Genomic DNA, 22,063 nt, shown 5'->3' on the forward strand with positions numbered 1-22,063 from the left:
TGCGCCAACCCTATCGAAAAATATTATTTAAAGGAAGAGTACAAAAAATGTTTTATTGAGCCTCGTTCCTATCTATCATTTTTTAGGATTTTCCTGCTTCAACAGCTCCTGGATCTTCCGCAGCCGTTGTTGAAAATCGTCGTAGGACACCTTACCCTGGTTATAGTCTTCCTGCAGCGCCAATTTTTCTGTGAGTAAGTGTGCTTTATTCATGATGGGCTATCTCCTCTCGTGATTGATAGTACCTCTTTACCTGATTTACGGAAGCAGGTAAACCTCTTCTTTCGTTACAAGAACCAGAAACAGCTACAGCCACGGCACTTTTTCACGAATTTTTATTACTCGAGCGGTTTTATAAAAATAAATAAAGCCGAAAAAGGTGCCATCCCCATGTTTTATTACTCCCTTTGCCGGGTAATTTATTTTAGAAATGACTATGATTCTTCTTTGGAAGTGCTAATCGGAAGTGCTAATCATTTCCTCATACGCGGCAGCAATGGATAGATATCAAAGCTAGACCATCAGCCAGAAAAAGAGAATTTTCTCTTTTTCTGGCTTTTTTTGGTTTTATGAAAACATTTTCATTATTGATTCCCTTCAACCGCTACCATCTATGAGTGATCGCGGATATAACATTTTTATTAGAAAGGAAGAAAAACTATGGAACAATTTCAGCGTATATTAGTCGGTGTCGAAACTCTTGAAGCCACTTCGCACGACCCTTTAGCTCATGCCGTACAATTAGCACAGGAGCACCAGGCTACGTTACTGATCGCCTTTATGATGGACACCAAAGGGTACTTCCCCTTCGAGCGCATGGACCCGAACGGCTTCCGCCGGCTTCAGGCCCAGGCTTCTTCCCAGCTTCAACGACTCAAAGAATGGGCTGTTGAACAAGGAGTCCCTCAAGTAGAAACCATCATGGAGCCCGGCCTTCCGAAACGAGACATTGGAAAAATTTGCGCCAGATACGAGACAGATCTAGTCGTGCTCGGGGAATCAGGAGCTTCCAAAATCGACAGGGCATTTCTTGGCAATACAGCCAAAAGCGTTCAAAAAAAGGTCGATTGTAACGTAAAAGTCATTTCGACGTAAGCAGAAGCGAAATCTGCTTATTGTCGAGCGGCCGGGGACAAGCAGTGCCGTGTAGATGATTCTATAGCTGACCCAGGAGCCTTTGCCTTCTCATCAAGATAGTTAAATACTTTCCCTACCTTCCTCTGCATGAATGCATTAGGATGAAATATCTTTGGAAGATCCTGCTTCATTGCAAACCATTTAAGTATATACTCCCCTTATGCGGTTAACGCATAAAATTATGGCAGCCCCAAACACTCAACCGTTTGGGGTTTTTTCTTTATATGTGTGCTTACAAACAATCAGAATATGTAATAAGAATTTCTATTAAAAGATGATGCAGAAAAGCTGGCCGCCCCGACGGACAGGCTTTCTGCGTCAATGATAAAATAGATACAGCGCCACCCCAATCAATCCGAGCGCGGCCAGCCGTGAGGCATCCATTGGGAGCTCCAGCGTTCCAAATGCACCAAAATGGTCCAGAAGCATTCCGAGCAGTAACTGTCCAGCAATGCCGGCGGTAATCGCCGCAGAAGCCCCGATCCTCGGCACCGCCAGAATGATACAGACAATATAAAAAGCGCCCAGCGCCCCGACCGTCCATTTCCAGAACGAGAAGGATGGAAACGAAAACGAGAGGCCTCCCTGCACCAGCGTGCTTAAGAATAAGCAAACGGTCCCGACAAAATAAGCGATAAAGGCCGTTTCCACACTGCCTATTTTGCTGCCGATTTCTCCGTTCACACCAGCCTGGAACGCGAGCGCCGCCCCTCCGGTAAAGCATAATATTATTAACAGCCAGGCCATGCGCCTTCCCCCCTTGTATTTCTAAAATCTACACTTATATGGTTCCTCTTTCTATCGTTTCTCGCTTTTAAGCTCGCTACGTTTCTGATACAACACATACCCCGTCCAGCTCAACGCTCCCGGCAGAACCCATAACACGGTTAAATATATCGTGCCTAAAATCGCAATTCCTGCGGCCCAGTATGCAGCCAGGGGCCTTCGGCCAATTGCCAAAGCTGCTAGGATAAAGGAACACACAGGTACCACGATTTGTCCTCCACCTACTGCCATTCCTACTTCTGTCCAACCCGGAAATTTCTGCGTGGCCTGCCACAGCCACGGCCAGCATATGCCGATCCCCACTCCCAGGAATCCAGCAAGAATCCAGCACGTTCGTTCCTCGTGATGCATATTCCTTCGCTCCCTCTTACTTATAGTAGCTTCTACGATACACCACCCATACGATCATGAATAATGATAAAATAATATGGAAGCTATCATAAAAAAAGATATCAGGGGGGGGGTGAACTATGAACATTCAGACCTTACAGCTGTTTCGAGCCCTAGCGCATGAGCAAAACATCTCCAGGGTGGCGAACAAATGGAACTATGTGCAATCGAACGTAACCGGGCATTTGCAGCGGCTGGAACATGAGCTCGGCGTCCCCCTTTTCCACCGGCACTCCAGAGGTCTCACGCTCACTCCGCAGGGAACCTATGTGCTTGCCTGCGTGGAAGACATGCTTAACTCATGGGAGCATTTGCAGGACACAATTTCAGATTCGTCACTGCCTTATGAGCCACTGGTGCTCGGTTCCATTAATTCCATGGCGGCAACCCACCTGCCGGCGTTAATGTCATCGCTCCATCAGGCTCTTCCGTCCATTGACGTGTCGCTTCGCTACGGCATTACAGAGGAATTAGTCCAGCAGGTGCTGCAGCATGAATGCCAGGGGGCCTTTGTCACCGGCCCTGTGCGTCACCCTGCCCTCCATCAGCACATATTTTCCACAGAAACTCTTACTCTCGTTTCCAACCCGCTGGTGCTTCCGCTCGGGAGTCTTCAGAACGTACACCAGCAGACTGTTCTTGTGCTGGAACCCGGCTGCATGTTCCGGGAACGCCTGCTGCAAATGATTCATCAGGAAGGCATCATTCCGAAACAGGTGATCACCTTCTCAAACCTCGAATCACTATTGGGACACGTCCGGGCCGGAATGGGAATCGCCCTGCTGTCCGAGCGATACATGCGCTCGTTTCAGGATGATTACATCGCATGCACGCCCGTGCCACCGGAACACGCCCGGGTGGATATTTCCTTTATCTATTCTCCGGCAAGCGAGCAGCACCGCTCGTTTCAGACTTTTCAGGATATCTTGCACGAATCCCTGCGTTCTTCGTTTTGATGAAACTCACTTTAATAAGATTAAAAAAGAGAGAAGCCATTTTCACACAATGGTTTCTTTTTTTATCCATTTTCCATTCAGCATGCCGTGATTTTTACTCTTAAATGATCATGCTGAGCCAATTCTATTCCTTCATTACAAATAATTTTGAAGATATATTCATGATAGCTGGGTTATAGCGCTATCGCTCCGGGGAATTTTTCATGCTTATCGCTCTGGCCTGGATTGAATTAAAGACGGGAAAACCAATTTGACAGGCAATTTGGTTTATTTATTCTTTCCTTTGTGCTATAACAAAAGTACCATTTTAACAGGCAGGCGGTGCTTTGTATTGACTCCCATGACCGTGGATCTTCTTCTTTCCCAGACGTATTTACATCAGCTGTGGCAAAAACACTGGCCAGATAAAACGGGTTTTGTACATAATTCGGCGTCGGCCTTTCATCAATACGAGTCGTTGTTTCTATCGCTTTGCCGGGACGGCCGTATCTATCCTTTGGTAGCCAGGTTACAATCTATGGGACCCGAAACGTACCATCATTCGTTAGATGTGTTTCTTCTCGGAAACGTGCTGGCGGATTATCTGCAGATGGAGATGGCAGAACTTGCAGCTGGTTTCCTGCTGCATGACGTGGGTAAAACATACATATCTTCATCCATTCTTCAAAAATCGGGCACTTTGACACCGGAAGAATGGGAAACTGTTCAGGAGCACCCCATGCGGGGATATCATTTGCTCCGGGCGCATGGACTGGAGGATTCAATAGCTCACATGGCTTTATATCACCATGAACGTGGTAACCAAACGGGCTACCCCTTCGGACTACCGGCATGGGAATTACCCGCCCCGCTTCGACTGCTTAGTGTCGTGGATGTGTATTCGGCCCTGACGCTTCCCCGTTCCTACAGGAAAGCCCTGACGCCGGACCAGGCGTTGTGTCATCTTCGTAAGCATACCGAGGAGTTGGACGCTGTCTATATTCATGCCCTTCTTAATATTTTACACACCCATGAACCAGACCCCGGAAATCCTCCCTCCTAGCGTCCAGGAGCAGCAGCAGAAAGGAAGGAACTATATGCGATACAATTATCTTCACGGGATGGCGCTGGTCTACTTAAGTTTTGGCATCGTGGTAGGCGTCGCTTTTTCTCTAATCATGCCGCTCGTGATTCCAGTTCCCGCCGAACTTCAGCGTTTATTTACCATCGCCTCCATCAGTGCGGGCGTCCTTTTAGGCGTATTAAACTTTTGTCTCTTTTTTGCCTTCGTCCGCCGTTGTATCACTCACTTTCAGTCCGTCTTAACCGCGGTTCGTGCCGGTGATTTAAGTGCGCGCGCTTCCTTTCGTTCTTCCGGGATGATCGGCCGGATGACCCGGGATTTGAACCGAACGATTGCCCACCTGGAGAAAACCCGCAATGACGTGCGCACGGACGACCTGACCCGCCTGCCAAATCGGGTAGCACTGCAGCAGGTGTTCCGGGACCACACATTTCTTCCGACATCACGCTATGCCCTGTATTTTTTGGATGTTGATCAATTCAAAATTATCAACGATACATATGGTCATCTCACCGGCGATCGTGTACTCCGCTGTGTGGCCGACGCACTGCAGCATACAATTGAGAATGAGCAGACCGCCTACCGATTGAGCGGAGATGAGTTTATTGTCCTGGGGCCGGTTCCCTCACACGATCTGTCGAACGAGGAATGGGCAGAACGATTGCATAATCGTATCGACCAAACCTGTGCAGTAAGCATTGATACCTTTACCGTGCGGGTCAGTGTCGGCCGTTACGATTTCTGCCCACGGGAGACTGATTTTTTAACGGTACTGGCTCAGGCGGATGACACCATGTATCAGGCCAAACAGCAGCGTTCCCCTTCGGTTTCCACTTAAACAGCCGGCCTGTCCATAGCATTGCGGCAACAGTTTCTTTTTAACGAAACAGGCATCCTTTGACTTCGTAAAGCCACGGATGCCTGTTTTCTATTTTTTTATGCTTAATAGCTAAAAAGATGATTTTCCTTCATGCTGCTGTGAATAATGCATCTTATTGGCATATCTTTTAGCAACTATTTCCAGGAGTGCCTTTACTCTGCTTTTCTACGTTTTTGTGTTAAAAGAATACTGGCAACGATACCTCCACATACCCCGCCTATAACAGCTACATCAAAATTATGATCCCACGGCATGTTCGTTATCATGTTTCTAAGAATTCGAAAGCTTAAGCCTATAATGATAGATACAATAATGAGTCCTATAAAAATAGCCAGCGTTTTCATCATTCATATTCTCCTAGTTATAAGGGTAAAGTCAGAAATATTTCAGAGGTGTTTGTCCTCTATGCTTTCCAACGGAATGCATCGACTATGTAAAAAATTGAAAAATAAACAAAGCACACATAAAACACAAAAGCCGTCTCCATTTTCACATGGAGACAGCCTTGCTTCGGGATGTATAATCATTCTTCCCACTGGCCGGTATTTCTCGCCCACCGGTTGTCTCCAAGGACCATTGGAGAGTCGTATGAAGAAGCGGCGTCTGTTTCGATATACATGTCCTGGACGTAATCAAGACTCTGGTGCAAAATGACTTCGATGTGGCGGTTGTTGCCATTTACTTCATTCGTGTAATTGGAAACGATATAATAATCGCCATTCGGCAAATGGTAAACAAGAGACTGTTCAAATGCATCAAACGTCAGAACATGGTCGGTTCGGTTAAAAATCTCATTCATACGGTCATGGTATTGCTCAAAAATCGTGCGGCATTCGGAGGTGCCACATGGCCGGCGTTGATCCTCCGAAATATAGCTTTCGGTACGCAGGGCGTGTCCGCCGTTAGTTGTTATTTCTTGCATCGATGGTTGATTCAGACTGGCGCCGCCAACAACGGCTACATGTGCGGCTTCGGCTGATGTTTCTAATGTGACCGAAACGACAGATGCAAGTAAGAGACTGGAAATTGTGGTAGTGAGCATCTTCATACGCTCTCTCCCCCCTTTTCGAAAAATGTTGCTTTAGTATAACGAAAAAGAAAGGAAATGAAAACCATATGTTGTAATAAAAGTAAATTTTTTTACTATTTATCGTTTTTAGTAGGAAAAACTGTCTTTGTACTGCTTCAGTTCCACATTGACATCGACGTCTAATATGCCTTCAAGTGCGGCTAAGTCGGCATTAATGAACGAGACTAAATCATCGTTGGTCGAAAAATAGGCTTGAATCATTAGATCGTGATTACCGGAAAAGGCTCCGAGAAAACGTACAGCTTCAAAGGTTTGTAGCTGAAGGGCAATGTGCTGTTGTTGGCCGAGCCGGGTGTTAATACCGATGATAGCCTGCACGTCCAAACCGATTTTTTTCGGATCGGTGTGAACAATAAAGTCAAAAACCCCGGTATCAAGCATTTTTCGAATCCGGGTTCGAATCGTTCCTTCACTTACCTCTAAGGTTCGGGCGATCATGGAATATGATTCTTTGGCGTTTTTCTGCAAGGCACGTAAAATAGCCCGGTCGGTAGCATCGAGTGTTGGCATGGTGGTGGGCCTCCTTATGATCATGTGCCTTCATGGCGGAATGAATTACTATAAAATAACTAAATTATACAAAAGAAAAAGGAAAAAATTCAACGATAAATTTCTAAATTTTCTTTAAATAAGGAATTATTGGTATAAAAAATGATTTAAGGCATATTAAAAACAGGAATGCTTTTCAAGCACTCCCCTAATCCTTTGTATTTTCCTGTTATATGTATTGCATTACCAACCTTTATGACCGGGTTTTTCTATTTGTTTGTTATGGAAGCTAACGTTTCTCCCGGTGGATCTATATCGTAAGAAAGAAAATAGATGTATCATAATGGATGGAACACTCCTATCGAGGCTACGTTCTTTTCATTTATTACGCTTAATTTTACCTAGATAAAATAAAAACGTTCCGGTACTTATTAATACCGCTAATACATAAAAAAGCTCCATTAATAATCACCTCAATTTCCATCATCAGTGGAAGCACTTGAGTGTTTTCGTTGAAGGTAAAAGAAAACCCCAATCGAAATGGCCAGAATAAGGCATAATAGTATAAATAACCCTCCCGGTATATCAATAATATGGCGCAAGTCCATGAGAATCAAAGCAAATGATATAGTGCCAAATAATTTGTAATCCAGTCTTAATACCTTCATGTTTCCCTCCCTGAATATTTTTTCTATGATTAAGCAATTTATTTCCTCCTAATGCTCCTGTCAGCGTGAAAACAAAAGTGGGGATGTCCCAAAAATAGGACAGCCCCCCTGGATATTTACGGATGCCTGGTAATTGTTCAGGCGGACAAAGATAACTAACACATTAAAACGCCGGAGTTAACTATCTGATGTATTCAAATATACCTGCAGCCCCCATGCCCCCTCCAATACACATGGTCACCATGCCATGCTTGGAATCTGGTCTTTTTTTCATTTCAGCAAGCAGCTTTGCAGTCAGCATCGCTCCCGATGCCCCAAGAGGATGGCCTAATGAGATGGCGCCTCCATTAACATTCGTTTTGGTCATATCTAACCCTGTCTGTCTGATGGAGGCCACCGTTTGTGCTGCGAATGCTTCATTTAGTTCGATTAAATCCATATCATCAACCGACAGGTCAGTTAATTTTAACACATCCGGAATGGCATAAGCCGGGCCAATCCCCATGATTTTTGGATCAACACCCGCTGCCTTGAAGCCCACGAATCGTGCAATCGGTGTGACGCCTAATTCTTTAACTTTGTCTCCCGACATTACAACCACAAAACCTGAACCATCTGTAAGCGGGGCAGATGAACCGGCTGTTACGGTCCCATCGGCCTTGAACACAGTGGGCAGCTTCGCTAGATCCTCCATATTGGTATCAGGGCGCACCAATTCGTCCGTGTCAAATATATCTTTTGTTACCACTGGGCCGTCATTATCGTACGTGACCTTAGTTACATTAATGGGAATAATCTCGTCATCGAACTTTCTTAAATCCTGGGCATTTTTAGCACGCTGATGACTTTGAACAGCATAAGCATCCTGATCTTCCCGGGATACGTTATATTTTTCAGCCACCATCTCAGCCGTCAGCCCCATTGGATAGGATACTCCGGCCTCTTCCTCCTGGAGTATTGGACTGTTGACCGGCTCATTTCCTCCCATCGGAACGGCACTCATCAGTTCAACTCCGCCGGCTGCTATAATATCTGCCTGGCCAGACACAATCTGATTAGCCGCCATCGCGATCGTTTGAAGTCCTGAAGAACAATAACGATTCACAGTCTGGGCCGGAACGTCTTCCGACAGCCCAGCAAGCAGCGCAATCGAACGTGCGATATTTTGCCCCTGCAGCCCTTCAGGAAAAGCATTACCAACGATAACGTCCTGTACCATATTTGGATGGAATTGACCACCTACCCGGTCCAATACTCCTTTTAGTACCTGTGCTGCAACTTCATCAGGTCTTTCGTGAGCCATAGCACCACTTAACTTTCCTTTAGCTGAAGCAGAACGTCCATAAGCTACTATATACGCATCTTGCACTGATTTTCACCCTTTCTTTGCTGCCACAATTTTTAATTTCGTAAAGGCTCACCTGTAGCCAGCATATGAGTAATTCGCTCGTACGTTTTTTCGTTTTGTAACAGCATCAAGAATTTTTGTTTTTCAAGCTTTTGAAGGTATTTTTGATTAATATAGGTGTTACGCGGAAGGTCTCCTCCGGATAAAACATCGGCAACACTTAAAGTGATTGTATAATCATGAGCACTTATGAAGTTTCCGACACGCTGGGCATCCAGCTGGCCTTGAGCGAGTGCTTTATAATCTCTGCCTAAAGCAAAATAGGTCAATTTCGGCCGGGGAACATAATTTGTCTCTACTTCAAACTGTGCTCGTTTTAATGCTATTTCTACTCTTTTCTCTGTATTCAATATAATGGAATCGGTTTCTCTTAGATAACCATACCTGAGCGCTTCATAAGCGTTCGTTGATACTTTTGCGAACCCTACATTCGTCAGTACCTTCGTCATCGATTCCTGTTTATCGTTGTGCTTATGGCTCGTTCCGAGAATCCGGTCCGCCATTTCAGCAAGGCCGCCACCGCTAGGAAGCAGTCCCACCCCTGCTTCCACAAGTCCCATGTATGTTTCACTTGCAGCTACTACTACCGGTGAATGAAGGACCAATTCACAACCTCCGCCTAAAGCTTTCCCGTGGACGGCTGTCACGACGGGCTTAAGTGCATATTTAAGGCGGCTGAAGCTTTCGTGCAGTTTTTCAATTGCAGGCCCAACGATCTCTTCCACTTTGTTTTCTTCATGTGCTTTTTTCATCAGATATAGGTTGGCACCTACACTGAAATTGTTTCCTTCTGCATAGATGACCATGCTCGAGTAATCCTCGTTTTCTAAAATATCGATAGACTCGATTAAATCATCAGCAAAGCCATCGGTAATAATATTATTATTACTTTGCAGCTTCAGTAACAGCTGGTCTTTATTTGCCACAGAAAGGCTGGAGTCTTCCCTGTTCCATAGTTCACGCTCTGTAAACGCTGATACAGGAGCCACACGCTCAATCGATTCACCTTCAGAATAAAATGATGTGCTGCGTTTTTCTATCCATTCCGGTAATGGCCCCAGCTCCCGCTGCATGCGTTCCTTAACGCGTTCGAATCCCATCAGGTCCCATAGCTGGAAGGGCCCTTTTTTCCAGTTGAACCCCCACACCACGGCACGGTCTATATCCTTAAAGTCCGTTGCCGCTTTCGGTACATTCAAAGCACAATAGTAGAAATTGTTTCTAAGGGTTTCCCATAAGAACCTGCCCGCTACATCTTCAGCGTTGTAGATGATGTCCATATTTGACTTCAAGTCTTTACTGAAGCTGTTCAGCAGCTCAAAATCAGGCTGCTTTGGCTGTACATATTCATTGCTTTCAGGATTAAAAACCAGCAGTGATTTCTTGTCCTTCTTATAAAAACCCTGCTTGGTTTTCCTCCCCAACGCGCCGTTTTCCATCAGTTTTCCCGCAATACTTGTCTCGTGGAAAAATTCCTGTTCTTCCGGATCCTGCCGCAGGCCCTTGATCACGGTTGTCGCAATATCAAGCCCTACCAGATCAACAAGCCCATACGTCCCGAGACTTGGCCTTCCGATACCGCGTCCCGTAAGTGCATCGACTTCCGCAATGGACAGGCCTGTTTTCTCTGCACGATACATAACATCGTTCATTGTCTGTGTCCCTATCCGGTTAGCAACAAATGCAGGCACATCGTTTGCTATGATGACACCCTTGCCCAGCACATCTGCAGCAAAGGCCTGGACTTTATTTGTGACTTCAGGGGACGTATTAGATCCAGGGATCACTTCTACCAGCTTCATAACCCGGGGCGGGTTGAAGAAGTGCATGCCGAAAAATCTTTCCTGCTCCGAATCATTAAAGACTTGGGCTATTGCCTTTATGGGAATACCTGAAGTATTTGTGGCAAATAACGCATCATCTTTGGCAACACGTCTCACCTGATCCCAGATGCTATGCTTTATTTCCACTTCTTCCTTTACCGCTTCAATAAAAATATCCGAGTCATCCTGCCCAGTTAAATCTTCTGTAAAATTGCCATAAGTCAAATTAGAGGCGAAGTTTAAATCAAATAACTGCGGCCGTTTTGGATCAGTAATCATATCATGTGATTTTTTGGAAATTTTGTTTGGATCGCTCTCATCAACTGCTATGTCCAGCAGTTTTACCTTTAAACCTGCATTAACCAAAAGGGCGGCAATTTGACTGCCCATTAACCCCGCACCTAAAACGGTTGCTTTTCTCATCGTCATGAAATAACCTCCATATTTCTGAAATTTATTTAGCCGCTCCCTGCAGTTATATAAATGCAGAATCCCCTGTTAATGCTCTCCCAATAACTAAGGCATTAATTTCATGAGTGCCCTCGTAGGTGTAAATGGCTTCGGCATCAGAGAAAAACCTTGCGATATCATATTCGGCAAGAATACCGTTGCCACCTGTAACGGCTCGTCCCATTGCAACAGACTCCCTTAATCTTAAGGCGTTCATCATTTTTGCGGTTGAGGTTGCCACTTCATCATATTCCCCGTTCCCCTGCATCCGGGCAAGCTGCGCAGACAGACTCATTGCATGGGATAGATTTCCCTGTATCATTGCCAATTTCTCCTGAATTAACTGGTATTTGCTGAGTTCTTTGCCAAATTGTTTACGTTCGGTCACATAATCCAGAGCTGCCCGAAGGGTCCCGGCTATCGCTCCTGTCGCCATATGGGCCACGCCAGCACGTGTGGAGTACAGCACTTTCGCAATGTCTTTGAAGCCATTAATATTTTGTAGCCTGTCTTCCTCTTGGACGACGACGTTGTTTAAGTGAATATTAGCATTCGGGACAATTCTCAAAGCGATTTTATTTTCAATAACATCCATATCCACGCCGTCCTGATCAGGCCGAATAATAAATCCCTTTGGTTTACCTGTATCCACATCTGTAGCAAAAACTGGTATAACATCCGAAATATGGGCTCCGCCTATCCATTTTTTCACACCGTTTATTACCCATTTATCACCCTCGCGCTTAGCCGTAGTTGCTAAACCACCAGCTACATCCGACCCGTGTTCAGGTTCGGTTAAAGCAAAGCAGGTCCTCAGTTCGTGAGATTGTAATTTAGGTACATAATACGCCACTTGTTCTTTGCTTCCGCCAAACAGGAACGCATTGTGTCCTAAACCCTGATGCACGCCCATCAAAGTAACTAATGAAACATCAAACCTTGCCACTGTATATAACATGAAAAACTGAAACAACTGACTCGTAGCCCGTTCGCCCTCCCGGCCTTCAAACAGCAATGGGTTATTGAAATAATTTAGTTTACCCATGTCATTAAAAAAGTCTTCAGGCACTGTTGCGTTAGCCCAGTGATCATTAATTGAATCCCGGTATTTTTCTTCCAGCAGATCATTGAGTTGTTTTAAAAACTGAACTTCCCCTTCAGTTAACTCTTTAGAAATATTTAATAAATCTTCAGGATATAATTCTTTTATCAGTGCTTGTTTTTCAGCCATGGTATAGCCTCCAGTATATTCTGATAGCGCTTTCAAAAAAGTCGCTTAAAGTAATTCGTTTTTCTGATTTTCTTCCTGTGCTTTTTGATTCGCCATTTTTTGTAATTCTATTCTGTCAGGCTTCGCAGTTGAGTTTAATGGTATATCCTTCACTTTTAAATACATTCGCGGTATTTTGTAGCCTGCCAGGTGCTCTCTCACATGCTTGTCCAGTTTAGCTTCGAAATCCGGATCGTCCTCTTTCAATTGCACTACTGCAGAAACAGATTCTCCAAATTCAGGACTTTCATACCCCACTACCACCGTTTGCCTCACAAGCGAATGTTCTGATAATACACCTTCCACTTCAGAAGGAAGAACATTTTCACCCCCGGTAATAATGAGCTCCTTTTTCCGGTTGATGATAAAGATATCACCATCTTCATCCTGCCTCGCTAAATCACCTGTTAAGAAATACTTGCCTGCAAACGATTTTTTTGTTTCTTCCGGTTTGTTCCAATAACCCGGAGTAACGTTTTTACCGTTGATTGCCAATTCCCCGATTTCACCAGTTTCAACATCGTTATAATTTTCATCCAGCAGGCGCACATCCATATACATGACAGGCTTGCCAATACTCATTGGTTTTTTTATTGCATTATCAGGTGTATTAACCATAACAAGTGGAGCTTCAGTTAAACCGTAGCCATTGACTAATGTGTAACCCATACTTTCAAATTTTTTCTGTACAGCCGAGAGCGGTGCAGATCCCCCCTGTATTAAGAACTCAACATTTTTAAAGCCCTGAATATCAAGATTACCAGCTGCCAGCATGCCATAATACATAGTTGGTATGAGCATTAAATAATCGGGCTGGTATTTTACCATCAGATCATTTAATTCCTTTCCGTCAAAATAGCGATGCAGAATCAATGTTCCGCCAGCCATTAATAACGGCAGCGACAAATCATTAAATCCCAGTACATGAAACATCGGAGTTGATACAATTGTTGTATAACCGGCATGTGTTTTATACGTCAATGCGGTATTGATCATGTTATTAACAAACGAATCGTAAGTGAACATAACCCCTTTAGGTAATCCTGTTGTCCCGCTCGTATATATTAAAGATGCAAGGTCATCGCTTTCTACATCGACACTTTTAAATGGACGGTGGTTTTCAGGATTAACAATGTCATCATATTCCGACGAATCGATATCCATATGGATTAGCTCCTGGGGGATTCCTTTCAGGGACTCCAGATGATTGGAGGCGTAAAAAATCAGCCTGACATTAGAATCCGAAATGATGCTTTCAATCTCTAAAGATTTCAGCCGCCAATTAATAGGCAGGAAAACGGCTCCCAGTTTAAATGAGGCAAACAACACATCCAGTATCGCAACATCATTTGGTGCGAATATACCGATGACGTCCCCGCGTTTTACTCCCTGATCCTGCAAATAATTCGCTAAATTCTCCGCACGGATGTTTAAATCCTGATATGACCATTCTGTGCCCTTACCCGGATCGATAATCGCTGCTTTCACTCTGTCAAAATCTGATCTTGTTTTAATCCAATCATAATTCATATTTATCTTCTCCTTTATCAATATGAGTCCGATGTTGGATCGATTGCTTCAATTCCCCCCAATCATTTTGATAAATATGTTGGTCTGTAATTTTCAACTCGTCAGAAATAATAGGATCAAAATCCATCTTTGATAAAACATCCCTCTGCAGATCCAGCCCCGGACTGATTTCAATTAATTTTAAGCCTTCCTCCACCAATTGGAATACAGCGCGTTCAGTTACATAAAAAACCTGTTGATTCAGTTCTCTCGAATACGCTGCATTGAAATCTACACTTTGTACATTTTTTACAAATTTATGCGAGTGGCCTTCCTGTTCAATGATCAACTGGTTATTTTCACAACAAGACTGGCTGCCCGCAACCAGAGTTCCCGAAAAAATAATAGTCTTCACAGTTTGACTTATGTCTATAAACCCGCCGCTTCCGCTCATTTTATTACCAAAACAAGAGACATTTACGTTTCCCCACCGGTCGATTTCCGCAAAGCTGAGATAGGCTATATCATGGCCGCCATGATATATAAAATCCCATGTCAGTTCATGGCGCATTCTCGCGTCCAGGTTATAGTTCATTCCAAAGCGGTCTTTACTGCCGATAATGCCTCCAAATACGCCGGTATCAATATTAAGCTGCACCAAATTCTCCGCCTGTTCTTCTATTAATACATTTGGCAGCTCATTATTTATACCAAATCCAATACTGACTACATCCCCTTCACTTAAAAACTGGGCAGCCCGTCTTAAAATAATTTTACGGGAGCTGAGTTCCATAGGCTGCTCCTGTATATCACTCACCCGGTAGTGGCCTGATAAAGCAGGATCATAATAAGCCTGCATCACCTGCTTATGGTATTCGGGGTTTTCATTTATAACAACGTAATCCACGAGTTCACCGGGAATAAACACCTCATGAGGGGGAAAGCTGCCGCTTTGAACAATTTCTTTAACTTGAACAATCACCTTCCCGCCATTTTGATGGGTGGCGGCCGCTACACTGTATCCTTCTCCTAAATGGGACTCATGAGTCATAAAGATATTCCCTTTTTCGTCAGCGTAAGTTCCCCGTAAAAGAGCTGCATCAATGCCAGGAAAGTCATAGTGTAAATATTCTTCTCCCTTGATTTCTAATACAGAGACTAAGCTCCCGGTGGTGGCATCATTAACCATTCCGCCTGAGTTTCTAGGGTCTACGCTTGTATTTAAACCTATTTTTGTAATCATCCCCGGCGAAGAAACGGAGTGATTGCGATATTGTACAGCAAGAATTCCCTGTGGAAAAAAATATGTTTCAACTTCATTATTTTTAATCGCCTCAATAGTAGCTGGTGAAGCCGTGAGTAGACTCGTTATTAACCGTTTAATCATTCCCCGCTGAACGAAAGCATCAAGATCAATCCCGCCCTCATAATCACTTATGTCATTGGCAATGATAAACGTAAGGTTATCCGGGCTTCCAGTTTCATCGTATTGCTCCACTACATGTTTTAATATTTCTGCTGGTAAATTTCCGACAGATAAAGCTGCGACGGAAATAATATCTCCAGGGGTAATAATGTTTTTCAAATCATTGTATGAAATAACTTGCATGTCCCAACCTCCCTACAGTATTTATCCTGCTATACCTTCACCATAAATGTACCCCCTTCTTTATCCTCATCCTACAGTTTTAAATTTATCATTTTATACAATAAATGTAAACGGTTTCAAAATATGCTTTATGGAAATAATTCAAAATTTGCTGTCTGATATGTCCATTTTGAGAAATAGTAGTGATCGAAAGATAACGATGGATAACCCCCCCAAAGATTGGGTATGAAGACATTGAGGAATTTTTAGGAATTATGCCCATTAAAAAGGAGAAGTAACCATGGCCATGTCTCGAAGCGCTTTACCGAAACGAAAATTATACCCGCTTGTGACGGCCGGGATGTTGCTGATGGCTGTCGTTCTTCTGCTAATAGCTCTTGATTACACCAGCCTTGGATTGCTGTTGTTAGGCTATGGCATAGGCATTCATGCTCTTATCCGAGGGGTTTTGGAATGGACGGAAAGCATTCGTACCTTCTACTGGTGGTGGTTGGCGGGAGGGATTATTCTTTTAGTGATGATCTTTTTCCACTTGTTTCCCTGACGAGGCTGGGAAGAAGCATGTGTAAGGAGGTGCAGAAATGAAAGTTTTCTGTATGATCATTGGGATCTGTGTACTGACGATGATCCTTCAAGTAGGGATTAATGGCATAAATAATCTGTTGGATGGCCAGAACTTTTGGACGCACTGGACCGATCGAATCGAAATGGCATTGGGCCTGGGAGTGATCCTCGGGATCGGGGCATGGGTTCGTCGAACATTTCCCCTAAAGGAACAATAGAAAACGTATTTCATATGTTCCAATTACTTCTATCTACAAGTAAAGAAGCAATATTATATTCTTTATTACTCTCCGTTCGTAAAGACTGCTACGTCATCCACCATTGATACGCTATCATGACAGGTGCCAGACATATGAACGTTCCTCCTGCGACCCTCCAGTCGTACCAATAATCATCTTTATTATCGCTTTCTTTCTTCCATAAGTACGTTCCGAACGTTATATACAACAAGAAAAGAGGAACAACAACGAATAGAAGGGTCAAATGAATCGGAACTCCTCCAAGGTTAGTAATGGAGAGCAAAAGAAAAACGATAATAATGGCAAACCACCGCGTTACTTTTTGATGAGTATTATTCGCATAGTGTTTGGAGCGCTCCTGCCCATTGCGTTTCACATACCATCGCCGTGTCATATTCATCATTAAGGACATAACGGCCCCTATCAACAATAAGCTCGAGAACAGTTCCACGATAAACCATAGGTTTTCATCCATTAGGCTTCTCCCCTGCTGTTTTTTTATAATAACAATTAATAATATGATCTCTAGGTGCTTTTACACCTAACAGAACATCTAAAGATTATTCCAAAATTAAAATCGTCTGAAAATCTTAAATTATGGACCACACACCAAACACCCCATTTTGCCTCTGGAAATGGAGTGGTATGGTGGTGCCCTCTCCTCCCCGTTAAAAATATGTAAAATAACCCTGAAAGTGATTGGTAACTAACCCTGTAAAGCTAAAGGGTGCCTTTTCCCTATATTTCAAAATAGTAATTTTTAAGTAACGCTCTATGCTAAACTGGATAGCATAAAGACAATAAGCTATTCAAATTAAAAGGAGTACTTCCGAATATATTCAGTCGTATTAGGAGGTTGAATTCATTGGACAGTTCATCAGATGAAATGAAGATAATCATTCCCGAAGGGTGCGGTAATGCCCCAAGAAAACAAATAGTGATCGATTTTACAGTGGCAGTATTAAAACAGCGGATTGAAATTATTAAGCAATATTCGGATGAATCTATTACATGATACCAGTTAAAAGACAAACAAAAAATAGAAGGCCGGGGTTCATTAATTGCTGCTTTGCAGAATGAAAATAGAGCAGGCATTGACTGTATCGAAATTTATCAAGTAATCACACACGGGAATTTCGCTTCAATAAACGGGTTAATTTCATTAACAGATGACTCAAAAATTGATTTTTGCGAGGTATACGTATTTAGCAGCACGGCAAAGCCTGGAAAAATAAGAGAAATAAAATCATATAGATTGGAATCATTGAATTAAAAGGTTTAATAATTCACAAATAGTTATAGAATCGCAAAGATAAATGCTCTATACGAAAGGAGAGACATATGCGGTGTCCCCCATTCACGCAGGAGGGTTCTTTTTCTCTCTACCAGAGCATCTCCGGGATCATACTTGTGATGATTCTTCTCACCCTGCCCAGGTTCGGCTGCGGCGCTCCTTTCCCTAAAGCTGAAGAACCATGTTTTTCTTTATCTTTTTTTATATCATTCCACTTCTTTTTTTATATCATTCCACTTGTAGAATAAGTAATAGGTTTGCTTCTGCTCCTCAAAAAAGTTAGAGAAGATTGCCCACCAGGAGAACCGGAAAAAGCTACCCTCGCCAAGCTTTTTTGTGTGGTTATATCTATGGACGTGGCGGAAAGAATACATAATACATGCCCATAAAAGGACTAGCCATTAAAACGAGACCAAAAACATAAACAAAAAAATTCCAGTCCCCCGTTTTTATGCTATAAGCCACATACACAATGGTATAGACAGTAAGTACAACGTATATAGTTCTTTTCATGAATGTCTTCAGGTGCATGGTCTACCCAGCTCCTTATAAACTAATCGCTTAGAAAAAAAGCGTTTACCCCAGGCCTCTAAAAAAACATGTCCGCAAGAATTAAAATGCCTATAAAAATAGGGGTGCTGATCGCTAATAAAACGCCCAGCCCCATTAATAAACAGCTCTCGATGGCAAAGGCAGCCAGAGCCGCCATCAGACCGGTGAAGAATGTTACGCTTACAGTAACCATAAATGCCTCTTCCATGAATGTAAAATAATAGGAAGCTAAGTCCGGAGATAAATAATACTAAAAAGTAAAAAATCGTTTTAATTCTTCTAATATTATTCTCTGGCAAGACCAATATGCCGGTTAACTTTAAAGAAAAAAGGTGCAAATGCTTGCAGTACTACCACATATTAAATGCACCCAGATATTTTTCAGTAAAAAGAGGCCAGCTTGCCCGACTGGCCTCTTCGTTATTTATTTTTTATAAGTGGGAACAACACTTAGATTAAATAAACTTTTTAATTTCTGTGGCGAACTCCCTCGGCGCTTCCTGGGGCACCCAGTGGGCTGACTGGTTTATTCTGACCAGCCGGCTGTTTGGCAGGTCCTTCTCCAGCATCTCTCCTGTTTCCACCGGCTGCCACGGGTCCTGGGTCCCCCACAGCATAAGCACAGAATGCTTGATCTCGGAAAGCCTATGAGTAATAGAAGTAGTATGATTTGTGTTCAGGGCCGCCGCATTACGTACAAGGCTGAGCTTGCCTTCTTCATGTAAATACGGAGCCATGATTCCCTGTAAGAAGGTGTCCGTCAGCTGATCCTGCTGGGCAAATACGCCTTTATACCCCTTCGAGAGAAAGTCTTCCATGTCCTGAAGAGATTTGTTCTTCCACGACGGGTGTCCGACCATAAGCATTTCTTCAATCGGCCAGGAGTCGTAAGCGACGGTGTTGGAAAGCACCAATTTATCGATTCGTTCCGGCTCTTCAAGAGCAAGAATTAACCCGACACCTCCCCCGATATCATGAGCCGCTACATGCGCCTGTTCAATCTCCAGATGTTCCATAAGCCTGATAACCAATTTCGCCTGCACATGAAGCGAGCGGTCAAAGCGGTCTCGCTGGTCGGAATAGCCGTAGCCCAGAAGGTCCGGGACGATCACCCGGTAATTATCCTCCAGCTCCGGTATGACAGCCTGATACAAATACGACCAGGTCGGTATGCCGTGCAGCAGCACGAGCGGCGGGCCTGAGCCTGTGTCTGTATAATTCACTTTCACTGCTTCTTCCACGATGCCTTCCAGCATGACAGATCGTTGATGTTGTTTAAATTCCTCTTCTGTTGTAGTTTGATTTGGCTTCATGTTTTTTGCCTCCTTAAGCATTTCTTTACACATCCCTAATTTCAGAGTAATTAATAACACGGTATTATTCAGTAAGGCATAAGCAAAAATAATCTCCTTTAAAAGATTTTCTCCTTTGTTCTTCCCGTATACTCCTATTCTTAAATATAAGTCGGTTACATTTTTAACTGCGGGCACTCACGAAAAAGCCTTCACGCTGTACTACTGAAGAAATTTGTTTCATAGCTTGATGCTACATAGTTTCTGTTAAATAATTGTTTTCTTCTCCTTTTATAAAATTTCACCGGTCCTTAAGAACTTTCTATCAGTTTTTCGACACATTTCCCCTGCTCTTCTCATCAATTTCTCATTTTTTTATAAAGAAGGACTCATCTCAGTCTCTTATAATAAAGGCAGAATCAAAAAACGGGAATAAATCATCCCCGGGATGCTCCAAGAGCACTCAAAAATAAAATTACCTTATTTAAGGAGGACTTCATATTGAAATGGAAACTGGAAGAAGCATTTCAGCGCTTGAATAAACATGCCGGCGAGGATGTATCTACGTTCTTAATTCAGGGCGATCCAGCTTTTTTGTATTTGAACGCCAAAGAGGAGCAAAAATTGCAGGATGTATTCTATTTTTTCCGGGAGGAAAACCTTGTGCATATCGAGTCCATTGATGATCATTCCCGTCGCGGGCTTCAAGCCCATGTGGTTCTTGAAGCTATTCCTCTGCCGCGATTGATACAGGTTTGGGAAGAGGCAGAGCCTTCATAGCATATGTAATGAAACATCTTAAGGGTTGGAAATAAGATACTAGTGAACGGTTTTATCCAGATAGTATAACCGCTTTTTTAAATTCTTAAATGTAAGCATAGAAATAGAAGCGCTCCCGCTATAAATGCAGGAGCGCTTCACCTTAATGGTTAAAACTTTATAAATCTGTTAAATGCTTGCTTTCTTGGCCTTTAAATTTTCCATTATTTCTTTATGACCTTATACCAGATTTCCACCTGCTGGGCGGTCTCAATGGTGCGCAGCTTCTCGAGATGAATTTCATGGCCCTCCAGGTGCTCAAACAGCCGCAGTCCCTGACCGAGTATGATAGGCGCAAACGCGACCTGCAGTTCATCCACAAGCTTTGCCTTTAACAGCTGCTGGCCGATATCCGCCCCGAGCACCACGACGTCTTTTTCTCCGGCTGCTTCTCTGGCCTGTTGGACCGCGCTTTCAATGCCGTCTGTCACGAAGGTAATTGTAAGGTTCTGATTTTCCCTGGGATGCTTCGCCGGCGGACGGTGCGTCAGCACAAACAACGGCACCTGAAATTCATAATCATCCGCGTAGGCATCCGGGTCCGGGCTTTCATCAAAGCTGTTCCGCCCCATCACTACAGCTCCCGTGTTGGCCATCGCCGTTTCAATTGCTTCATTCGGCTCAAAGCTGGCATAAATCTTTCCCATCTCTCCGTGGCGGTCGTTAACATACCCATCCAGCGATAAAATCATGCCCAGACATACCTTTGCCACGATCTTCCCTCCGTTTCTTTTTTTATTCTTTTCTCCCTTGCCTTCCTGGAATCCTTTCAAATTATTAATATAGAAGCTGGAATAATAACTTTGCCGAATGGCACAATTTTTAATATGACACGCAGTTGTCCTGTTTTGCATGGTACAGTAAATTCAACAGGAGGAAAGGAGAACATAGTCGATGGAACAATGTTTATGGCCCCAAAACAGTGAACTCTTGCAAACGTACCATGATGAAGAATGGTGCAGACCGAGCCGGGATGACCGGTACATCTTCGAGATGCTTACGCTGGAGGGGGCACAGGCCGGCTTATCGTGGAGTATTGTATTAGCGAGACGGGAAGCGTACCGCTCCGCCTTCAACAACTATGACCTCGAACACTGCGCCGGGCTTACAGACACAGACCTGGAAGCCATCAAAGAGAATTACCAAGTCATCAAGCATTTTTCGAAGCTTCAATCGGTCCGTTCCAATGCAGAGGCGGTATTAAAAATACAAAACGAATTCGGAAGCTTTGCCGATTTCCTATGGAGCTATGTGGATTTTAACCCGATGATAAATAGCTGGACAGCTGACACGGAAATCCCTGCCCAGTCCCCTTTATCCGTCAGGATCAGTAAGAATCTAAAAAAAAGAGGATTTAAAATCATAGGCCCGGTGATCACTTATTCTTTTCTGCAGGCGATCGGCATGGTGGATGACCATATTACGTCCTGCAGATTCCACACGTCGAATATTGACTAAAGCGGCGCTCGTCGGGCGTTTCACAATGCCTTATGAAATGATGACCCGCAGGCATCCATTTTAAAGCAGCTTGCTATCACTATAAATAAATGTATTCAGGCCAGCCAAAAGCAACCTGTCAATATAACCGGTTTTATTGCATTCTCTGCGGGGAATTCCCAAAACAAATATGGTAGCAATGGATGGATACTACCACCACTCCATAAGCCAGAAAAAGAGCATCAGCCTTTTTCTGGCTTACTCTTTTGTTGCGGGTTTACTAACAATTATTTCCATTAACGATAAAAAAGAGACAGAATCCCCGTTGATACGGTACG

Annotated in this window: 24 protein-coding genes; 9 read left to right on the forward strand and 15 right to left on the reverse strand. The window is 43.6% G+C overall.

Annotated features, from left to right (window positions below; all coding sequences use genetic code 11):
• Nucleotides 1-75: 75 nt before the first annotated feature.
• Complete coding sequence (locus ACTTK6_RS03240) at nucleotides 76-213, reverse strand: hypothetical protein (protein ID WP_158219125.1); 138 nt, start codon at nucleotides 211-213, stop codon at nucleotides 76-78.
• A gap of 447 nt (nucleotides 214-660) precedes the next feature.
• On the opposite strand from ACTTK6_RS03240, the gene ACTTK6_RS03245 reads away from it, so the two are divergent.
• Nucleotides 661-1,095 (forward strand): universal stress protein, encoded by a 435-nt coding sequence (locus ACTTK6_RS03245; protein ID WP_462832662.1) that lies wholly within the window; start codon nucleotides 661-663, stop codon nucleotides 1,093-1,095.
• A 360-nt stretch (nucleotides 1,096-1,455) separates the two neighbouring features.
• Here the strand turns inward: ACTTK6_RS03245 and ACTTK6_RS03250 are convergent, their stop codons facing one another.
• Nucleotides 1,456-1,884, reverse strand: a complete 429-nt coding sequence (locus tag ACTTK6_RS03250) for a DMT family transporter (protein ID WP_462832663.1) — start codon at nucleotides 1,882-1,884, stop codon at nucleotides 1,456-1,458.
• A 51-nt stretch (nucleotides 1,885-1,935) separates the two neighbouring features.
• The gene (locus ACTTK6_RS03255) at nucleotides 1,936-2,274 is read right to left on the reverse strand and encodes a hypothetical protein (RefSeq protein ID WP_079476330.1); all 339 of its coding nucleotides are present in this window, start codon (nucleotides 2,272-2,274) and stop codon (nucleotides 1,936-1,938) included.
• A gap of 119 nt (nucleotides 2,275-2,393) precedes the next feature.
• Between ACTTK6_RS03255 and ACTTK6_RS03260 the strand changes: the two genes are divergently transcribed.
• The 3 genes from ACTTK6_RS03260 (at nucleotide 2,394) to ACTTK6_RS03270 (ending at nucleotide 5,170) form a co-directional block, all read left to right on the forward strand.
• The gene (locus ACTTK6_RS03260; RefSeq protein WP_462832664.1) at nucleotides 2,394-3,269 is read left to right on the forward strand and encodes a LysR family transcriptional regulator; all 876 of its coding nucleotides are present in this window, start codon (nucleotides 2,394-2,396) and stop codon (nucleotides 3,267-3,269) included.
• Between the two features lie 340 nt (nucleotides 3,270-3,609).
• Nucleotides 3,610-4,311 carry an HD-GYP domain-containing protein gene (locus tag ACTTK6_RS03265; RefSeq protein WP_462832684.1) on the forward strand — a complete coding sequence of 234 codons (702 nt, stop codon included), beginning with the start codon at nucleotides 3,610-3,612 and terminating at the stop codon, nucleotides 4,309-4,311.
• Between the two features lie 34 nt (nucleotides 4,312-4,345).
• On the forward strand, nucleotides 4,346-5,170 hold the full coding sequence (locus ACTTK6_RS03270) for a GGDEF domain-containing protein (RefSeq protein ID WP_462832665.1): 825 nt from the start codon (nucleotides 4,346-4,348) through the stop codon (nucleotides 5,168-5,170).
• A 194-nt stretch (nucleotides 5,171-5,364) separates the two neighbouring features.
• Here the strand turns inward: ACTTK6_RS03270 and ACTTK6_RS03275 are convergent, their stop codons facing one another.
• From ACTTK6_RS03275 to fadX, 8 genes are all read right to left on the reverse strand, one after another.
• The gene (locus ACTTK6_RS03275) at nucleotides 5,365-5,559 is read right to left on the reverse strand and encodes a hypothetical protein (protein ID WP_462832666.1); all 195 of its coding nucleotides are present in this window, start codon (nucleotides 5,557-5,559) and stop codon (nucleotides 5,365-5,367) included.
• Nucleotides 5,560-5,735: 176 nt separating this feature from the next.
• Complete coding sequence (locus ACTTK6_RS03280) at nucleotides 5,736-6,260, reverse strand: hypothetical protein (protein WP_079476325.1); 525 nt, start codon at nucleotides 6,258-6,260, stop codon at nucleotides 5,736-5,738.
• A 108-nt stretch (nucleotides 6,261-6,368) separates the two neighbouring features.
• The gene (locus ACTTK6_RS03285; RefSeq protein WP_462832667.1) at nucleotides 6,369-6,812 is read right to left on the reverse strand and encodes an Lrp/AsnC family transcriptional regulator; all 444 of its coding nucleotides are present in this window, start codon (nucleotides 6,810-6,812) and stop codon (nucleotides 6,369-6,371) included.
• Between the two features lie 828 nt (nucleotides 6,813-7,640).
• Nucleotides 7,641-8,828: a thiolase family protein gene (locus ACTTK6_RS03290; protein WP_462832668.1), complete on the reverse strand. Its 1,188-nt coding sequence runs from the start codon at nucleotides 8,826-8,828 to the stop codon at nucleotides 7,641-7,643.
• A 32-nt stretch (nucleotides 8,829-8,860) separates the two neighbouring features.
• Nucleotides 8,861-11,119 carry a 3-hydroxyacyl-CoA dehydrogenase/crotonase FadB gene (fadB, locus tag ACTTK6_RS03295; RefSeq protein ID WP_462832669.1) on the reverse strand — a complete coding sequence of 753 codons (2,259 nt, stop codon included), beginning with the start codon at nucleotides 11,117-11,119 and terminating at the stop codon, nucleotides 8,861-8,863.
• A gap of 46 nt (nucleotides 11,120-11,165) precedes the next feature.
• Nucleotides 11,166-12,371: an acyl-CoA dehydrogenase FadE gene (gene fadE, locus ACTTK6_RS03300; RefSeq protein WP_462832670.1), complete on the reverse strand. Its 1,206-nt coding sequence runs from the start codon at nucleotides 12,369-12,371 to the stop codon at nucleotides 11,166-11,168.
• A 45-nt stretch (nucleotides 12,372-12,416) separates the two neighbouring features.
• Nucleotides 12,417-13,940 (reverse strand): long-chain-fatty-acid--CoA ligase FadD, encoded by a 1,524-nt coding sequence (gene fadD, locus ACTTK6_RS03305; protein ID WP_462832671.1) that lies wholly within the window; start codon nucleotides 13,938-13,940, stop codon nucleotides 12,417-12,419.
• On the reverse strand, nucleotides 13,930-15,528 hold the full coding sequence (fadX, locus tag ACTTK6_RS03310) for a fatty acid degradation protein FadX (RefSeq protein ID WP_462832672.1): 1,599 nt from the start codon (nucleotides 15,526-15,528) through the stop codon (nucleotides 13,930-13,932). The genes fadD and fadX overlap by 11 nt, the downstream gene beginning before the upstream one ends.
• 280 nt (nucleotides 15,529-15,808) lie before the next feature.
• Here fadX and ACTTK6_RS03315 point away from each other — a divergent pair, with 280 nt between their 5' ends.
• Nucleotides 15,809-16,072 (forward strand): hypothetical protein, encoded by a 264-nt coding sequence (locus ACTTK6_RS03315; protein WP_462832673.1) that lies wholly within the window; start codon nucleotides 15,809-15,811, stop codon nucleotides 16,070-16,072.
• Nucleotides 16,073-16,109: 37 nt separating this feature from the next.
• On the forward strand, nucleotides 16,110-16,310 hold the full coding sequence (locus ACTTK6_RS03320) for a hypothetical protein (RefSeq protein WP_079476316.1): 201 nt from the start codon (nucleotides 16,110-16,112) through the stop codon (nucleotides 16,308-16,310).
• Between the two features lie 88 nt (nucleotides 16,311-16,398).
• On the opposite strand, the gene ACTTK6_RS03325 is transcribed toward ACTTK6_RS03320, so the two are convergent.
• Entirely contained in the window at nucleotides 16,399-16,806 is a 408-nt protein-coding gene (locus ACTTK6_RS03325; protein ID WP_462832674.1) for a DUF4181 domain-containing protein, read from the reverse strand.
• A gap of 390 nt (nucleotides 16,807-17,196) precedes the next feature.
• Here ACTTK6_RS03325 and ACTTK6_RS03330 point away from each other — a divergent pair, with 390 nt between their 5' ends.
• The gene (locus tag ACTTK6_RS03330; protein ID WP_462832675.1) at nucleotides 17,197-17,346 is read left to right on the forward strand and encodes a hypothetical protein; all 150 of its coding nucleotides are present in this window, start codon (nucleotides 17,197-17,199) and stop codon (nucleotides 17,344-17,346) included.
• 868 nt (nucleotides 17,347-18,214) lie between these two features.
• On the opposite strand, the gene ACTTK6_RS03335 is transcribed toward ACTTK6_RS03330, so the two are convergent.
• Nucleotides 18,215-18,370: a hypothetical protein gene (locus ACTTK6_RS03335; RefSeq protein ID WP_462832676.1), complete on the reverse strand. Its 156-nt coding sequence runs from the start codon at nucleotides 18,368-18,370 to the stop codon at nucleotides 18,215-18,217.
• A 262-nt stretch (nucleotides 18,371-18,632) separates the two neighbouring features.
• The gene (locus ACTTK6_RS03340) at nucleotides 18,633-19,490 is read right to left on the reverse strand and encodes an alpha/beta fold hydrolase (protein WP_462832677.1); all 858 of its coding nucleotides are present in this window, start codon (nucleotides 19,488-19,490) and stop codon (nucleotides 18,633-18,635) included.
• A gap of 480 nt (nucleotides 19,491-19,970) precedes the next feature.
• On the opposite strand from ACTTK6_RS03340, the gene ACTTK6_RS03345 reads away from it, so the two are divergent.
• Nucleotides 19,971-20,249: a hypothetical protein gene (locus ACTTK6_RS03345; protein WP_462832678.1), complete on the forward strand. Its 279-nt coding sequence runs from the start codon at nucleotides 19,971-19,973 to the stop codon at nucleotides 20,247-20,249.
• A gap of 203 nt (nucleotides 20,250-20,452) precedes the next feature.
• Here the strand turns inward: ACTTK6_RS03345 and ACTTK6_RS03350 are convergent, their stop codons facing one another.
• Nucleotides 20,453-21,001, reverse strand: a complete 549-nt coding sequence (locus ACTTK6_RS03350) for a dihydrofolate reductase family protein (protein ID WP_462832679.1) — start codon at nucleotides 20,999-21,001, stop codon at nucleotides 20,453-20,455.
• 181 nt (nucleotides 21,002-21,182) lie between these two features.
• Here ACTTK6_RS03350 and ACTTK6_RS03355 point away from each other — a divergent pair, with 181 nt between their 5' ends.
• Entirely contained in the window at nucleotides 21,183-21,746 is a 564-nt protein-coding gene (locus ACTTK6_RS03355; RefSeq protein ID WP_462832680.1) for a DNA-3-methyladenine glycosylase I, read from the forward strand.
• Nucleotides 21,747-22,063 lie beyond the last annotated feature (317 nt).

Source organism: Marinococcus salis (assembly GCF_054971365.1).

Excerpts from the sequence above, each read along its gene's own strand:
- fadB (WP_462832669.1), bottom strand. The coding sequence starts at position 11,119 with ATGACGATGAGAAAAGCAACCGTTTTAGGTGCGGGGTTAATGGGCAGT.
- ACTTK6_RS03265 (WP_462832684.1), top strand. The coding sequence starts at position 3,610 with ATGACCGTGGATCTTCTTCTTTCCCAGACGTATTTACATCAGCTGTGG.
- ACTTK6_RS03320 (WP_079476316.1), top strand. The coding sequence starts at position 16,110 with ATGAAAGTTTTCTGTATGATCATTGGGATCTGTGTACTGACGATGATC.
- ACTTK6_RS03355 (WP_462832680.1), top strand. The coding sequence starts at position 21,183 with ATGGAACAATGTTTATGGCCCCAAAACAGTGAACTCTTGCAAACGTAC.
- ACTTK6_RS03285 (WP_462832667.1), bottom strand. The coding sequence starts at position 6,812 with ATGCCAACACTCGATGCTACCGACCGGGCTATTTTACGTGCCTTGCAG.
- ACTTK6_RS03340 (WP_462832677.1), bottom strand. The coding sequence starts at position 19,490 with ATGAAGCCAAATCAAACTACAACAGAAGAGGAATTTAAACAACATCAA.
- ACTTK6_RS03275 (WP_462832666.1), bottom strand. The coding sequence starts at position 5,559 with ATGATGAAAACGCTGGCTATTTTTATAGGACTCATTATTGTATCTATC.
- ACTTK6_RS03250 (WP_462832663.1), bottom strand. The coding sequence starts at position 1,884 with ATGGCCTGGCTGTTAATAATATTATGCTTTACCGGAGGGGCGGCGCTC.
- ACTTK6_RS03280 (WP_079476325.1), bottom strand. The coding sequence starts at position 6,260 with ATGAAGATGCTCACTACCACAATTTCCAGTCTCTTACTTGCATCTGTC.
- ACTTK6_RS03315 (WP_462832673.1), top strand. The coding sequence starts at position 15,809 with ATGGCCATGTCTCGAAGCGCTTTACCGAAACGAAAATTATACCCGCTT.
- ACTTK6_RS03240 (WP_158219125.1), bottom strand. The coding sequence starts at position 213 with ATGAATAAAGCACACTTACTCACAGAAAAATTGGCGCTGCAGGAAGAC.
- ACTTK6_RS03270 (WP_462832665.1), top strand. The coding sequence starts at position 4,346 with ATGCGATACAATTATCTTCACGGGATGGCGCTGGTCTACTTAAGTTTT.
- ACTTK6_RS03255 (WP_079476330.1), bottom strand. The coding sequence starts at position 2,274 with ATGCATCACGAGGAACGAACGTGCTGGATTCTTGCTGGATTCCTGGGA.
- fadD (WP_462832671.1), bottom strand. The coding sequence starts at position 13,940 with ATGAATTATGATTGGATTAAAACAAGATCAGATTTTGACAGAGTGAAA.
- ACTTK6_RS03335 (WP_462832676.1), bottom strand. The coding sequence starts at position 18,370 with ATGGTTACTGTAAGCGTAACATTCTTCACCGGTCTGATGGCGGCTCTG.
- fadX (WP_462832672.1), bottom strand. The coding sequence starts at position 15,528 with ATGCAAGTTATTTCATACAATGATTTGAAAAACATTATTACCCCTGGA.
- ACTTK6_RS03325 (WP_462832674.1), bottom strand. The coding sequence starts at position 16,806 with ATGGATGAAAACCTATGGTTTATCGTGGAACTGTTCTCGAGCTTATTG.
- fadE (WP_462832670.1), bottom strand. The coding sequence starts at position 12,371 with ATGGCTGAAAAACAAGCACTGATAAAAGAATTATATCCTGAAGATTTA.
- ACTTK6_RS03260 (WP_462832664.1), top strand. The coding sequence starts at position 2,394 with ATGAACATTCAGACCTTACAGCTGTTTCGAGCCCTAGCGCATGAGCAA.
- ACTTK6_RS03245 (WP_462832662.1), top strand. The coding sequence starts at position 661 with ATGGAACAATTTCAGCGTATATTAGTCGGTGTCGAAACTCTTGAAGCC.